Origin of the sequence: Nocardia sp. NPDC058244, assembly GCF_042882065.1 — a bacterium.
Lineage (GTDB): Bacteria > Actinomycetota > Actinomycetes > Mycobacteriales > Mycobacteriaceae > Nocardia.
The window spans coordinates 465,297-478,156 of the sequence record NZ_JBHVWX010000007.1 but is presented as its reverse complement, the minus strand read 5'-3'; the positions used below and the strand labels follow the sequence as shown (position 1 = coordinate 478,156).

Sequence of the window (12,860 nt, the reverse complement as noted above, 5' to 3'; positions counted from 1 at the left end):
AGTCGACGCTGTTCAGGATCAGTTCGGGCCGGCTAGGCGGTCGAGGAGGGGGATGGTGCGGGGGCCGACGAGTTCGCGCATGACGAGGGCCATGTTGGTGCGTTCCACGCCGGGGATCTTGAGGATCTGGCCCGCGATGCGGTAGAGGTCGTCGGCGTCGCGGGCGACGATGCGGACGGTGAGGTCGGTGGAGCCGGTCATGCCGCAGACCTCGGTGACCTCGGGGACGTCGGCCAATTCGTCGACGACGGCGTCGAGCTGGTGCTGGTCGACGACCACCGCGACGAAGGCCGCCAACGGATAGCCGAGGGCGCGGGGTTCGACGCGGCGTTCGAAGCTGCCGAGGACACCGCCGCTGTCCCAGCGGGCCAGCCGCGCCTGGACGGTGTTGCGGGACAGGCCGAGGCGGGCGGCCAGTTCGACGCCGGTAGCCCGGGGATTGGCGACCAGCTCGCGCAGCAGCCGGGCGTCGGTGGCGTCGAGAGTCACAGCGTCGGGTTCGCGACTGGTCATACAACGCAGTATGACAGCGCGCGACGGGTCCAGACCGTGCATTCTGCGCACTGCCGTGTCGGTCGCTTGCGCAGTCGGCTTTATCGTGGATGCTGAGTGATACATATCGCACTCAGCGATTGTCGTACTTGCATCGGCCCACAAGGCGCGATGGTGAGGAGGCGATCTCGATGTCGGAGAAACAGACCTACCCGGTCCAGTTGGTACAGCCGGACGGCAGACGGGTGTTCGATCGCGAACACGCCGCACTGGTCGCCGACATCGATGCCGAGCGGTTGCGACAGCTCTATCAGGACCTGGTCGTGACCCGCCGGATCGACGTCGAGGCCACCGCCCTGCAACGGCAGGGACAGCTCGGCCTGTGGCCACCGCTGCTCGGCCAGGAGGCCGCCCAGGTGGGCTCGGCGCACGCCCTGCACCCCGACGACTACGTATTCTGCTCCTACCGCGAGACCGCGGTGGCCTACGTCCGCGGCGTCCCGCCCGAGCAGCTGACCACCCTGTGGCGCGGCACCGCCCACCACTGCTGGGACCCCGACGCGGTCAACATGACCAACGCCAACATCGTCGTCGGCTCGCAGGGGCTGCACGCCACCGGCTACGCCTACGCCGCCCATCTCGACGGCGCCGACATCGCCACCATCACCTATTTCGGCGACGGCGCGACCAGCCAGGGCGACATCGCCGAAGCGCTCGGCTTCGCCGCCACCTGGAGCGCGCCGGTGGTCTTCTTCTGCCAGAACAACCAGTGGGCGATCAGCGAACCGGTCGCGGTGCAGAGCCACGTGCCGCTGGTGCGCCGGGCCGACGGCTACGGCATCCCGGGCGTGCAGGTCGACGGCAACGACGTGCTGGCGGTGCTGGCCGTCACCCGCCAGGCGGTGGAGCGGGCCCGCACCGGCGGCGGCCCGACCTTCGTCGAGGCGATGACCTACCGGATGGGCCCGCACACCACCGCCGACGACCCGTCGCGCTACCGCACCGCCGCCGACACCGAGTACTGGGAACACCGCGACCCGATCGAGCGCATCCGCCTGCTGCTCGACCGCGAGGGCCACCTCGACCCGGAGTTCACCCGTCGGGTCGCCGACACCGCCGACGACGTCGCCCGCCGCGTGCGCACCGCGACGCTGGCGATGCCCGACCCCGACCCGGCGCGCATGTTCGACAACGTCTACGCGACCGAGCACCCCCTGATCACCGAAGAGGCACAGCAGTTCTCGGCCTACCTCGCCGAAGGAGCGCAGTCATGATCACCACCTTCGCCGCCGCCCTGAACACCGGCCTGCGCCGCGCCATGGAGGACGACGCCAAGGTGGTGCTGCTCGGCGAGGACATCGGCAGGCTCGGCGGCGTGTTCCGGGTGACCGACACCTTGCAGAAGGACTTCGGCGACAACCGCGTCATCGATACCCCGCTGGCCGAATCCGGCATCGTCGGAACGGCTTTCGGCATGGCGCTGCGCGGCTACCGGCCGGTGGTGGAGATCCAGTTCGACGGTTTCGTCTATCCCGCCTTCGACCAGATCGTCTCCCAGGTCGCCAAGATCCACTACCGCACCGGCGGCAAGGTGAAGGCACCGTTGACGATTCGCATTCCCTTCGGCGGCGGCATCGGCGCGGTGGAGCATCATTCGGAATCGCCGGAGGTGTATTTCGCGCACACGGCCGGTCTGCGGGTGGTCTCGCCGAGCACCCCGGCCGACGCCTATTCGATGATCCGCCAGGCCATCGCGCTGGACGATCCGGTGGTGTTCTTCGAACCGAAGCGTCGCTATTGGGACAAATCCGACGTAGATTTCGACGGCGAACCGGATCTGCCGCTGCACCGGGCCAGGGTGTGCACGCGGGGCGCGGACGCGACCGTCGTCGCCTACGGCGGCACCGTCGCCACCGCGCTGACGGCGGCCAGGATCGCGGCCGAGGAAGGACATTCGCTGGAGGTGATCGATCTGCGCAGCCTCTCGCCGATCGACGTCGACACGATCGCCGAATCGGTCGACAAGACCGGCAGGCTGGTCATCGTGCACGAGGCGCCGGTCTTCGCCGGGCTCGGCGCCGAGATCGCGGCCAGGATCACCGAGCGCTGCTTCTATCACCTCGAGGCGCCGGTGCTGCGCGTCGGAGGCTACGACATCCCCTACCCCCCGGCTAAGCTCGAAAAGCACCACCTGCCCGACCCCGACCGCATTCTGGCGGCGGTCGATCGCTGTCTAGCCGCGTGATGAAAGGTGCCTGGAGTGCCCGAACAAGCCGCCGACGACGGTCATGTTCTCGAATTCCGCCTCCCCGACCTGGGCGAGGGTCTCGCCGACGGTGACCTGGTGTCATGGGCCGTCGCCGTCGGCGACACGGTGGAACTGAATCAGACCATCGCGGAGGTGGAGACGGCCAAGGCGGTCGTCGCGCTGCCGTCGCCGTTCTCCGGGGTGGTGGTGGAGCTGCTGGCGCGGCCGGGCGACACCGTGCCGGTCGGCGCGCCGCTGATCCGGGTGCGCAACGATCTCGAGGTCGCCGCGCCGCCGACGGCGGAGCAGGTCACCCGCAACGACGTCCTGGTCGGCTACGGCCCCGAGGCCGAAGCCACCTCGCGCAGACGCGCCGCCACCCCGGCGGCGGCGATGGCGGCGAGCACGCCGAGTACCCATCGCGCGGCGGCCACGCCCGCGGCCCGCAAGCTGGCCAAGGAACTCGGCATCGATCTGTGGTTCGTCGCCGGCTCGGGGCCGGAGGGCGCGGTCACCGTGGAGGACGTGCGCTCGGCCGTTCCGGTGACGGCGCCGCGCACCCCCGCGCGCGTCGTCGCGGCAACGCCGGCGCCGCTCGACGGGCATGCCGGTGACGCCGACGGCGGGCTGATCGCGCCGACCGCGCGCGAGGAGCGCACCCCGATCACCGGCGTCCGCAAGCGCACCGCCGCCGCGATGCAGGCCAGTTCCCGCACCATCCCGCAGGCCAGCACCTTCGTCACCGTCGACTGCACCGCCTCGATGGAACTGCTCGACCACCTGCGCACGACCAAATCCTTCGAGGGCCTCACCCTCACCCCGCTGGCCCTGGTGGCCAAGGCGGTGCTGGCGGCGATCGCGGAGTACCCGGGGATCAACGCCGCCTGGGACGAGCAGAACCAGGAGATCGTCACCAAGCACTACGTGAACCTGGGCATCGCGGTGGCGGCCGAGCGCGGCCTGCTGGTGCCCAATCTCAAGGAGGCGCAGTCGCTGAGCCTGCGCGAGCTGTGCCGGGAGATCGGCTGGTCGGCCGAGACCGCCAGGTCGGGCAATGCCACGCCCGCCGATCTGCGCGGCGGCACCTTCACCATCACCAATGTCGGGGTGTTCGGTGTCGACAGCGGCGTGCCGCTGGTGAATCCGGGCGAGGCCGCGATCCTGTGCCTCGGTTCGATCCGCAAGCGGCCGTGGGTGTTCCGCGACGAACTGGCCGTGCGCTGGGTCACCACGCTGGGCCTGAGCTTCGATCACCGGATGGTCGACGGCGAGCTCGGCGCCCGCTTCCTCGCGACCACCGCCGGCTTCCTCGAGGACCCGTTGACGCTGCTCAGCCGCGTCTGAGCGATATACCCGACCCGTCACACCGCCGAAACACGACGCCGATCGGCGGTAAAAATGGCGGGCTACAAACGGGGGCATGAGCGAGTTACATCCCGTCGACACCCGGCTGCCGTTCGCGCGGCAGCTGGTGTTCGGCATCCAGCACGTCTTGATCATGTACACGGGATGTATCACCGTGCCGCTGGTGTTCGGCGCGGCGGCCGGCCTCGACCGGTCGACCATCGGGCTGCTGATCAGCGCCGACCTGCTGGTCGCCGGGATCATCACGCTGGTGCAGAGCCTCGGTGTCGGCAAGCTGGCGGGCGCGCGCCTGCCGATCGTGTGCGGCGCGACCTTCGTCGGCCTGAACCCGATGATCCTCATCGCCAAGGAGTACGGTCTCGACGCCGTGTACGGGTCGATGCTGATCGGCGGTGTCGTCGGCATCGCGCTGGCCTGGCCGTTCGCCCGGGTGGTTCGGTTCTTCCCGCCGCTGGTCACCGGGACCGTGCTGACGGTGGTCGGGGTGTCGCTGATCGGGGTCGCCGGGGGCCTGATCATCGGCACCGACCCGAAGTCGCCGAGTTTCGCCGCGCCGTCGAACATCGGGCTGGCCGCGGTCGTCGTGCTGATCGCGGTCGGCTTCGTCTGCCTCGGGCGCGGGGTGTGGTCGCAGCTCGGCGTGCTCATCGCGCTGGTCGCCGGGATCGCGATCGCCATCCCGATGGGCCTGGTGACGACGAAGGGCATCGGCACCGCCGACTGGATCGGCATCCCGCAGCCGTTCCACTTCGGCGCGCCGCAGTTCCCGGTGACCGCCGTGGTGGCGATGAGCATCGTGATGGCCGTGGTGTTCGCCGAGTCCACCGCCAGCATGCTCGCGATCAGCGAGATCACCGGCAAGCCGATCAGCAAGGGCGATCTGGCCCGCGGCCTGGTCGGCGACGGCCTCTCGGGCGTGCTCGGCGGCGTCTTCACCGCGTTCGTCGACACGATCTTCAACCAGAACGTCGGCGCGGTGGCGGCGACGCGGATCTACAGCCGCTACGTGACCGCGGTGAGCGGCGCGATCCTGGTGGTGCTCGGGCTGGTGCCACGGATCGGCGAGGTCGTCGCGGCGATCCCGAAGCCGGTGGTCGGCGGGGTCGGGCTGGTGCTGTTCGCGACGGTCGCGGTGGTCGGGGTCAACACGCTGCGCCAGGCCGACCTGCTCGACCGGGTGAACGCGACCATCGCGGCCACCGCGATCGGCATCGGCCTGCTGCCCGAGCTGACCAGCGGCATGTTCACCAAGTTCCCGACCTCGGCGCAGATCCTGCTCGACAGCGGGGTCACGCTGGGCGCGGGTGCCGCGTTCCTGCTGAACCTGATCTTCAATCACACCCGCCTCGGCACCATGGCCCGCGCCGCGATCGCACCGGCCGCGCCGGTGCCACCGCAGCCTGCCGCGGTCACCGGCTGACACCGGGCGCGACACCACGACTCGGCCTATTCTCGACGCAGCGGCACCGCGTCGGGAACGGGCCGAATTCGTCAGGTGGGCACCATGATCGAGATCAGCATCGTCGAGACCTCGGCCGCGCGAGCCGATGCCCTGCGCCCCGCGTGGCGGCCCGATCTGGTGCCGGGCGTCGCCACGGCCGTGCTGCTGCGGGCGATCGCGAAGGGGACCGCGTATCAGCTCGTCTCGGTCGGCGTCGTCGGCGTGGACAACACCACGCCCCTGTTCACGGCGCCGGTCACGGCCGCGACCGGCAGCTACGGGGTGGCCGCCCAGTACACCGCCGAGACGCACACGACCGATCCGGGCATCGTCTTCGTCAACGCCTTCGACCTGCCCGTGGCCCGGATCGACGAGTTCATCGGGCACTGGCACACCCGCGCCGGGCTGATGTCGCGCGCGCCCGGATTCCGGGACAACCGCCTGCACCGGGCCATCGACCCCGATGTCCGCTTCCCGCTGATCAATATCGCGCACTGGGACGGCGAGCAGGCCTGGCACGCCGCGGGCGCGAACCCCGAGTTCCAGCAGCGGTTGTCGACCGCGCCCGGCTACGCCGTCGCCCATCCCGCCCTGTACACCGTGGTGGCGGAATTTCCCGCCGGACGGTGACGGGCGCCCGTTAGGGTGCGGACATGGAGATCACAGGCAAGGTCGGCATCGTCACCGGCGCGGGCGGTGGCATCGGCGCCGCGCTCGCGCATCGGCTCGTCGCGGGTGGCGCGCGGGTCGTCGTCGCCGACATCGACGCGGATACCGCGGCGAAGGTCGCGGGTGAGCTGGGCGCGAACGCGGTCGCGGTCGGCGGTGACGTGGCCGACGAGCGGGTGATCGCCGAGCTCATCGCGACCGCGGAACGCGCGTTCGGCCCGGTCGATCTCTACTTCGCCAACGCGGGCATCGGCGGCGGACCCGGCCTGGAGAGCACCGAGGAGCAGTGGGCCGCGGCGCTGGAGGTGAACGTGCTGGCGCATGTGCGCGCCGCGCGGCTGCTGGTCCCCGGCTGGGTCGAACGCGGCGGCGGGTACTTCGTCACCACCGCGTCGGCGGCCGGGTTGCTCACCCAGATCGGCTCGGCGCCCTACTCGGTGACCAAGCACGCGGCCGTCGGCTTCGCGGAATGGCTCTCGGTCACCTACGGCGACCAGGGTGTCCGGGTGAGCTGCCTGTGCCCGATGGGCGTGGATACCCGCCTGCTCAGCGGCGACCTGATCCCCGACGCGCCGGAGGCGGCCGCGCTGGCGATCAAGGCCGTGACGACGGCGGGCGCGGTGCTCTCGACCGAGGAGGTCGCCGAGACCGTCGTCGAGGCGATGGCCGCCGAGCACTTCCTGATCCTGCCGCACCAGGAGGTGCTGCAGATGTACCGCAACAAGGGCTCCGACTACGACCGGTGGATTTCCGGCATGCGCCGGTTCCAGGCGATGCTGCGCGGGTGAGTTCCGAGATCGGTCGGAACAATTCACCCGAGGTAGCCGCGCGATCGCTCGATCCCTGCCACGATGGTCGGTAGCCGCCGGTCACGATCCGTTGACCGGCGCAGATCTACGCGGAGATCCGGCGATGGCAACACTGGTGTACTTCAAGAAGGTTCGCGACGAAACCACGCAGGTCGAGTACCATTTCGGCCCCAGCCGCGACCAGCTCGACTCCTCGCTCGTGATCGATAAGACCACCTTCTCGGCGCTACCCGGCCCGCCCGGCTACAGTCCGGCGGGCCAGATCATCCTGCGCGCCCGCCGGGCCAGCGAATGGCCGGAGGTCGGCGTCATCGCCTCCTGAGCGCCGCTACTCGGTGACGAGTTCGGCCGCGGCGGTCCGCACGACCTCGGGGATCGCCACCGGTTTGCGGGTGTCGGCGTCGACGTAGACGTGCACGAAATCGCCCGTCGCGGCGAGCTCGAGCCCGGCCTCGGTCTCCTTGAAGATCGCCAGGTCGTAGGTGATGCTCGAGGTGCCGAGGCGGGCGATGCGCAGCCCGACCTTGAGCTGGTCGGGAAAGCTCACCGAGCCGTGGAACCGGCACCCGGTCTGGGCGACGACGCCGAGCGCGGGCAGTTCGGTGATGTCCATGCCGGTGGCACGCATCAGCCAGGCGTTCACCGCGGTGTCGAAGTAGGAGTAGTAGGTCACGTTGTTCACGTGGCCGTACTGGTCATTGTCGGCCCACCGGGTCGGCATCGGCCACAGGACGGGATAGCTCACGCTGTCATCATGCAGCATGGGCCCGCTCAGGCCGAAGACGACAGCGCGGCGACGTTCCCCTGCCGATGGTCGCGCGGGCTCACCCCGAAGTGCCGCTTGAACGCGGTGCTGAGCGCGAAGGCGCTGCCGTAGCCGACCTGGTGGGCGATGGCCTCGACCGTCGCGTCGGACTCGGCCAGCAGGTCGGCGGCCAGCGACAGCCGCCATTCGGTCAGGAACGTCATGGGTGGCTCGCCGACCAGTTCGGTGAACCGGCGGGCCAGCGCGGCCCTGGACATGCCGACCGCCTCGGCCAGCGCGACCACCGTCCACGGGTGGGCCGGATTGTGCTGGAGCAGGCGCAGGGCCTTGCCGACCAGCGGATCGCTGTAGGCGTGATACCAGGCGGGGGCGTCGTCGCGGGCGAACCAGGCGCGCAGGGCGGCGATCAGGACCAGGTCGAGCAGGCGGTCCAGCACCGCGGTCTGCGCGGGCAGGTCCTTGGTGGCCTCGTCGACGAGCAGATCGAGCAGGCGGGTGTCGAGATCACCGCGCGGCAGCACCGCGACCTGCGGCAGGGCCCGCAGCAGCCGCCTGCTCACCGCGCCGGCGGATTCGTAGGTGCCGGTGACCATCAGCGTCTCGCCGTCGGAGTCGGTGCCCCACTGCCGGACACCGAGACTCAGTGTCTCGCACAGGATCTCGCCATCGGGAGTGGTGGTGACCTGGCCCGGCTGGATGATGATCTGCGGGTCGGTCGCCGGATCGTCGGCCACCGTATACGGCTGCGGCCCACGGAATATCGCGACATCACCCGCGCCGAGCTGCCGTGGCGGCTGGGAATCGGTACTGACCCAAGCCTTTCCACGGATCATCGCGAGCACCGTCAACGGCGCCTCGTCCTGGATCCGCAGCGACCACGGCGGGTTCAGCAGCGAGCACATCAGGAACGCGCCGCGCGCCCGCGGCCCTTCGAGCAGTCCGGCCAACGCATCCACATCGTCCACAGTAGACGACCGCGCATGTTCGCGAGCGGCACGACGATGTTGCCCGAGGCCGTCGGACGATGTACTTATCTCATGACAAACACCGCTTCCCACCAGCAGCTTTTCCTCGTCACCGGCGGCACCGGCAAGACCGGCAGCCGCGTCGCGGCGCTCCTCGAGGCCGCGGGCCACCCGGTCCGGCTCGGCTCGCGGACCGCCGATATCCCGTTCGACTGGACCGATCGGGCCACCTGGGGCCCCGCCCTCGCCGGTGTCGATTCCGTCTACCTGTCCTACCAGCCGGATCTCGCCGTCCCCGGCGCGCCGGATGTCATCCGCGCGTTCACCGCGGCCGCCGCGGCGGCGGGCGTGAAAACGGTGGTCCTGCTGTCGGGCCGCGGCGAGCCCGAGGCGCGCGAATGCGAAGAGATCGTGGAGAATTCGGGCCTGGCCTGGACCGTGGTGCGCTGCGCCTTCTTCGCGGAGAACTTCAGCGAGGGCGCGTTCCTGCCCGACGTCCTCGCCGGCGCGGTCGCGCTGCCCAACGGCGATGTGCCCGAACCGTTCGCGCACGCCGACGACATCGCCGAGGTCGCCGTGGCCGCGCTCACCGATCCCCGGCACACGGGCGAGATCTACGAGATCACCGGCGCGCGGGCGCTGACCTTCGCCGAGGCCGTGGGCGAGATCGCCGCCGCCAGTGGCCGCGAGATCGCGTTCATCCCGGCCACCCGCGCGGAATTCGTTGCGGCCCTGAGCGAATACCAGGTCCCCGACGACGTGATCAGCCTGCTCGACTACCTCTTCGGCACCATCCTCGACGGCCGCAACACCCCGACCGCCGACGGTGTGGAGCGCGCGCTGGGCCGGGCGCCCCGCGATTTCAGCGAGTACGCCAAGGAAACCGCCGCCACCGGGATCTGGACGCCCCAGGAGTGAGCCGGGCGCCCGATCACCACGCGCCGACCGCGGGCGGCGCGTGGTGATCTCGGTCCGCCCGCGTCCGGCATCGGGCGCGGGTACCGTCGAATCGGTGACTCCAGCGACGATCGACCGCGAACTCCGGCTGGCCAGGGCCGCGGTGTTCGGCGTTTTCACGCTCAACGGTTTCCTGCTGGCCATGTGGGTGGTCCACATTCCGGCGATCACCGACCGGACCGGAGTGTCGTCCTCGCTGCTCGGGATGTTCGTGCTGCTGCTGGCGGGGGCCGCGATCGTGGGGATGCGGCTCGCGGGCCCGGCGGCCGACCGGTTCGGCAGCCGCACCCTGGTCGCGGTCGCCGCGACCGCCATCTCGGTGACGGTGCTCGGTCCCGCGCTGGCGACCGGCCCGGTGAGCCTGGCGATCGCGCTGGCCTGTTTCGGGCTCGGCAACGGCGCGCTCGACGTCTCGATGAACACGCAGGCGGTGCACGTCGAACGGGCCTATCACCGGCCGATCATGTCGGCGTTCCACGCCATGTTCTCCGGCGGCGGGTTCGCGGGCGCGCTGGTCGGGGCCGCCACCCAGCGCCTCGGCTGGTCACCGCAGCTGACGCTGACCATCGCGGGGATCGCGGGCCTCGCCGTCACCGCGGTGCTTGTGCCACACCTGATTCCGCACCACCGGTCGGATCCGGGCTCACGGCCGGAGCATTACGACGCCCCGGTCGACGACCCCGACCGGGCGTACGACGCGGACCCGACTGACCGTGCGCACCCGACCGACCGTGCGCACCCGGCCGAATCGGTGACCCGCGACGGACGCCCGGAAATCGCCCCGGCCGTGCGCGCCGAACCGGCAGGCACCGACGCCACCCGATCGACGATCACGCCGTCGGACCCGCCCACCGAGCCGAAGCGAGCGCTGCACGCCGACGCGCGCAGCCGAAAAGTGCTCTCCCTCGGTGTGATCGCCTTCGTGCTGCTGCTCGCCGAGGGCGTCGCGGCCGACTGGAGTGCCCTGCAGGCCCGCGAGCACCTGGACGTGTCCGAGTCCGACGCCGCGCTCGCGTTCGGCGCTTTCTCCGCGACCATGACCCTGGGCCGGTTCCTGGCCGACCGGGTGAGCGGGGCGATCGGCCCGGTCGCCATCCTGCGCTACGGCAGCCTGCTGGCTGGGGCCGGTTTCGCGGTGGTCATCGCCTCGCCGTGGTTGCCGCTGACCCTGGTGGGCTGGGCGATGTGCGGTCTCGGACTCGCCGGTGGCGTGCCCCAGATCTTCACCGCCGCGGGCAATCTCGGCGGTACCACCGCCGCCACAGATATGTCGCGGGTCTTCACCATCGGCTATCTCGGACTGCTCGCCGGGCCCGCCGTGATCGGCTGGCTGACCGCGCTCGTCCCGCTCACCGCGGCGCTGGCGGTGCCGCTCGTGCTCACCCTGGCCTGCGCCGCGCGGGCCGAGGTCGTCAGTCGGTGAAGGTGATCCGGACCGACATCGGCGTGCTCTGCAACGCGCGGAAGGTCGCCGCGGTCAGCCCGGCGAAGACCGGGTTCGGCGCGAAGCTGCGCGCCCGCGCGACCACATCGTCGGCCGGACGCAACTCCGCGATCCCGGTGCGCCACCGGGAACCCTGCCGGACACGGACTTTCGGTTCGGCGCCGATATTGGCCGCCCAGCCGGACCTGGTGCCGTGCTGGCTGATCACCCACGCGCCGGTGTCGTCGAACGACACCGACACCGGGACCACCCTGGCCTGGCCGGACTTGCGGCCGGTCGTCTCCAGGTCGGTCGCGAACGAGGTGCGGATGCCGATCCGGCCCAGCGCGCGGACCGTCGGATTGGCGAGATAGCGCCCGACCGCGCGTTCGAACCGGAACTTGCGCAGGGCCGGGTCCTTCGATGGCTGGGTCACGGTCGAACTCCTTCTGCTCCGGAACGCGTCGACACCATGGTGTTTCAGCATGGCCGCCGCCGTGAGCCACGGCGTGCGGTCGGGATCGGGGTCGGCGCCCGCGCCGAGGCGATGCAGCTGGTCGGTGTGCCACTGCAGGTCGAGGGCGCCTTCGAGACTCTTGACATTGGGCAGCGTCGCCACCCGCGCCGGCAGGCCGAGCGAGATGCTCGGCGAGTGCAGGCGCTCGGTGCGCTGATGCAGGATTTCGGCGGCCGCGCCGGGATGGACCGCGCTGGGCCGCCCGAGGCCGACCACATCGCACTCCCCCGACTCGACCGCGTCGAGCATGGCGAGGCGGGACCGGAACCCGCCGGTGACGGCCAGCGGCACCGAGCCCGCGGCCGCCCGCACCGACCGCGCGTACTCGAGGAAGTACGCCTCGCGCGCCACGGTGCTCGCCGAGCGGGCCACCGGCCTGCCCATCATGGCGGGCGATTCGTAACTGCCGCCGCTGATCTCGATCAGGTCGAGCCGTTCGGCCGCGAGGCGCCGCACCACCGCGCGCGACTCGTCCTCGGTGAAGCCACCGCGCTGGAAGTCGGCGGAGTTGAGCTTGATCGCGACCGCGAAGGACGGCGACACCTCGGCCCTGATCGCGCGGACCACCTCCAGCACGAACCGCGAGCGCCGCTCGGGATCGCCGCCCCAGCGATCGTCGCGCTGATTGGCCAGCGGCGAGAGGAACTGCGAGACGAGATAGCCGTGCGCGCCGTGGATCTGCACGCCGTCGAAGCCGGCCCGCTCGGCGATTCGCGCGGTGGTGGCGAAGCGGTGCACGATGTCGACGATCTCGGCGTCGGTGAGCGCGCGCGGCGCGGGAATGCCGGGCAGGCCGAGGCCGATCGCCGACGGCGCCACCGGCTGCGCCGCGGTCATCAGCGGATTCGCCTGGCGGCCGGGGTGATTGATCTGCATCCAGACCCGGGCGCCCGCCCCGGTCGTGTGGGCCGACCAGCGGCGCAGGTCGTCGAGGTGGCGCTCGTCCTCGACGACGACATTGCCCGGTTCGCCGAGGTGCCTGCGGTCGACCATGACATTGCCGGTGACCACCAGGCCGAAGCCGCCGGTGCCCCACCGGCGGTAGAGCCGGTCGAGACGTTCGTCCGGCCCGGCCTCCGGATTGCCGAGGCCCTCGCTCAGCGCGGCCTTCATCAGCCGGTTGCCGAGTACCTGGCCGCAGGGCAGGGCGAGCGGGTCGCTCAGGGCTGTCATCGTCGGTTCCTCCACGGATCGCGCCCACTACACCG

Annotated in this window: 13 protein-coding genes; 9 read left to right on the top strand and 4 right to left on the bottom strand. The window is 70.8% G+C overall.

The features are described 5' to 3' along the window. Positions 1–18: 18 nt before the first annotated feature. Positions 19–513, bottom strand: coding sequence for an Lrp/AsnC family transcriptional regulator (locus ACFVW6_RS24340; RefSeq protein WP_357349531.1), 495 nt, complete (start codon positions 511–513; stop codon positions 19–21). Positions 514–683: 170 nt separating this feature from the next. On the opposite strand from ACFVW6_RS24340, the gene pdhA reads away from it, so the two are divergent. The 7 genes from pdhA (at position 684) to ACFVW6_RS24305 (ending at position 7,346) form a co-directional block, all read left to right on the top strand. Next, the gene (gene pdhA / locus ACFVW6_RS24335) at positions 684–1,766 is read left to right on the top strand and encodes a pyruvate dehydrogenase (acetyl-transferring) E1 component subunit alpha (protein ID WP_378830041.1); all 1,083 of its coding nucleotides are present in this window, start codon (positions 684–686) and stop codon (positions 1,764–1,766) included. Then, entirely contained in the window at positions 1,763–2,737 is a 975-nt protein-coding gene (locus ACFVW6_RS24330; RefSeq protein WP_355283463.1) for an alpha-ketoacid dehydrogenase subunit beta, read from the top strand. Before pdhA ends, ACFVW6_RS24330 begins: the two co-directional genes overlap by 4 nt. Positions 2,738–2,752: 15 nt before the next feature. Further along, positions 2,753–4,084, top strand: a complete 1,332-nt coding sequence (locus tag ACFVW6_RS24325) for a dihydrolipoamide acetyltransferase family protein (protein WP_378830040.1) — start codon at positions 2,753–2,755, stop codon at positions 4,082–4,084. Between the two features lie 76 nt (positions 4,085–4,160). Then, positions 4,161–5,525 carry a uracil-xanthine permease family protein gene (locus ACFVW6_RS24320; protein ID WP_378830039.1) on the top strand — a complete coding sequence of 455 codons (1,365 nt, stop codon included), beginning with the start codon at positions 4,161–4,163 and terminating at the stop codon, positions 5,523–5,525. 84 nt (positions 5,526–5,609) lie between these two features. Further along, positions 5,610–6,176, top strand: coding sequence for an antibiotic biosynthesis monooxygenase family protein (locus ACFVW6_RS24315; protein ID WP_378830038.1), 567 nt, complete (start codon positions 5,610–5,612; stop codon positions 6,174–6,176). Between the two features lie 23 nt (positions 6,177–6,199). Beyond that, entirely contained in the window at positions 6,200–7,003 is an 804-nt protein-coding gene (locus ACFVW6_RS24310; RefSeq protein WP_378830037.1) for an SDR family oxidoreductase, read from the top strand. 124 nt (positions 7,004–7,127) lie between these two features. Beyond that, positions 7,128–7,346 carry a hypothetical protein gene (locus ACFVW6_RS24305; RefSeq protein ID WP_355283449.1) on the top strand — a complete coding sequence of 73 codons (219 nt, stop codon included), beginning with the start codon at positions 7,128–7,130 and terminating at the stop codon, positions 7,344–7,346. Between the two features lie 6 nt (positions 7,347–7,352). Here ACFVW6_RS24305 and ACFVW6_RS24300 read toward each other — a convergent pair whose 3' ends face one another. Continuing rightward, complete coding sequence (locus ACFVW6_RS24300) at positions 7,353–7,787, bottom strand: acyl-CoA thioesterase (RefSeq protein WP_378830036.1); 435 nt, start codon at positions 7,785–7,787, stop codon at positions 7,353–7,355. Between the two features lie 8 nt (positions 7,788–7,795). Next, a complete protein-coding gene (locus ACFVW6_RS24295) occupies positions 7,796–8,746 on the bottom strand; it encodes an AraC family transcriptional regulator (protein ID WP_355283446.1) in 951 nt (316 codons plus the stop codon). An 81-nt stretch (positions 8,747–8,827) separates the two neighbouring features. On the opposite strand from ACFVW6_RS24295, the gene ACFVW6_RS24290 reads away from it, so the two are divergent. After that, positions 8,828–9,673 carry an NAD(P)H-binding protein gene (locus ACFVW6_RS24290; protein ID WP_378830035.1) on the top strand — a complete coding sequence of 282 codons (846 nt, stop codon included), beginning with the start codon at positions 8,828–8,830 and terminating at the stop codon, positions 9,671–9,673. Between the two features lie 94 nt (positions 9,674–9,767). Further along, the gene (locus tag ACFVW6_RS24285) at positions 9,768–11,135 is read left to right on the top strand and encodes an MFS transporter (protein WP_378830034.1); all 1,368 of its coding nucleotides are present in this window, start codon (positions 9,768–9,770) and stop codon (positions 11,133–11,135) included. On the opposite strand, the gene ACFVW6_RS24280 is transcribed toward ACFVW6_RS24285, so the two are convergent. Then, positions 11,125–12,825 carry a nitroreductase family deazaflavin-dependent oxidoreductase gene (locus ACFVW6_RS24280; RefSeq protein WP_378830033.1) on the bottom strand — a complete coding sequence of 567 codons (1,701 nt, stop codon included), beginning with the start codon at positions 12,823–12,825 and terminating at the stop codon, positions 11,125–11,127. The genes ACFVW6_RS24285 and ACFVW6_RS24280 overlap by 11 nt on opposite strands. Positions 12,826–12,860 lie beyond the last annotated feature (35 nt).

What these genes read in the sequence shown, in the direction of transcription:
- ACFVW6_RS24280 (WP_378830033.1), bottom strand. Translation starts at nt 12,825, where the DNA reads ATGACAGCCCTGAGCGACCCGCTCGCCCTGCCCTGCGGCCAGGTACTC.
- ACFVW6_RS24300 (WP_378830036.1), bottom strand. Translation starts at nt 7,787, where the DNA reads ATGCTGCATGATGACAGCGTGAGCTATCCCGTCCTGTGGCCGATGCCG.
- ACFVW6_RS24320 (WP_378830039.1), top strand. Translation starts at nt 4,161, where the DNA reads ATGAGCGAGTTACATCCCGTCGACACCCGGCTGCCGTTCGCGCGGCAG.
- ACFVW6_RS24290 (WP_378830035.1), top strand. Translation starts at nt 8,828, where the DNA reads ATGACAAACACCGCTTCCCACCAGCAGCTTTTCCTCGTCACCGGCGGC.
- pdhA (WP_378830041.1), top strand. Translation starts at nt 684, where the DNA reads ATGTCGGAGAAACAGACCTACCCGGTCCAGTTGGTACAGCCGGACGGC.
- ACFVW6_RS24330 (WP_355283463.1), top strand. Translation starts at nt 1,763, where the DNA reads ATGATCACCACCTTCGCCGCCGCCCTGAACACCGGCCTGCGCCGCGCC.
- ACFVW6_RS24340 (WP_357349531.1), bottom strand. Translation starts at nt 513, where the DNA reads ATGACCAGTCGCGAACCCGACGCTGTGACTCTCGACGCCACCGACGCC.
- ACFVW6_RS24315 (WP_378830038.1), top strand. Translation starts at nt 5,610, where the DNA reads ATGATCGAGATCAGCATCGTCGAGACCTCGGCCGCGCGAGCCGATGCC.
- ACFVW6_RS24310 (WP_378830037.1), top strand. Translation starts at nt 6,200, where the DNA reads ATGGAGATCACAGGCAAGGTCGGCATCGTCACCGGCGCGGGCGGTGGC.
- ACFVW6_RS24305 (WP_355283449.1), top strand. Translation starts at nt 7,128, where the DNA reads ATGGCAACACTGGTGTACTTCAAGAAGGTTCGCGACGAAACCACGCAG.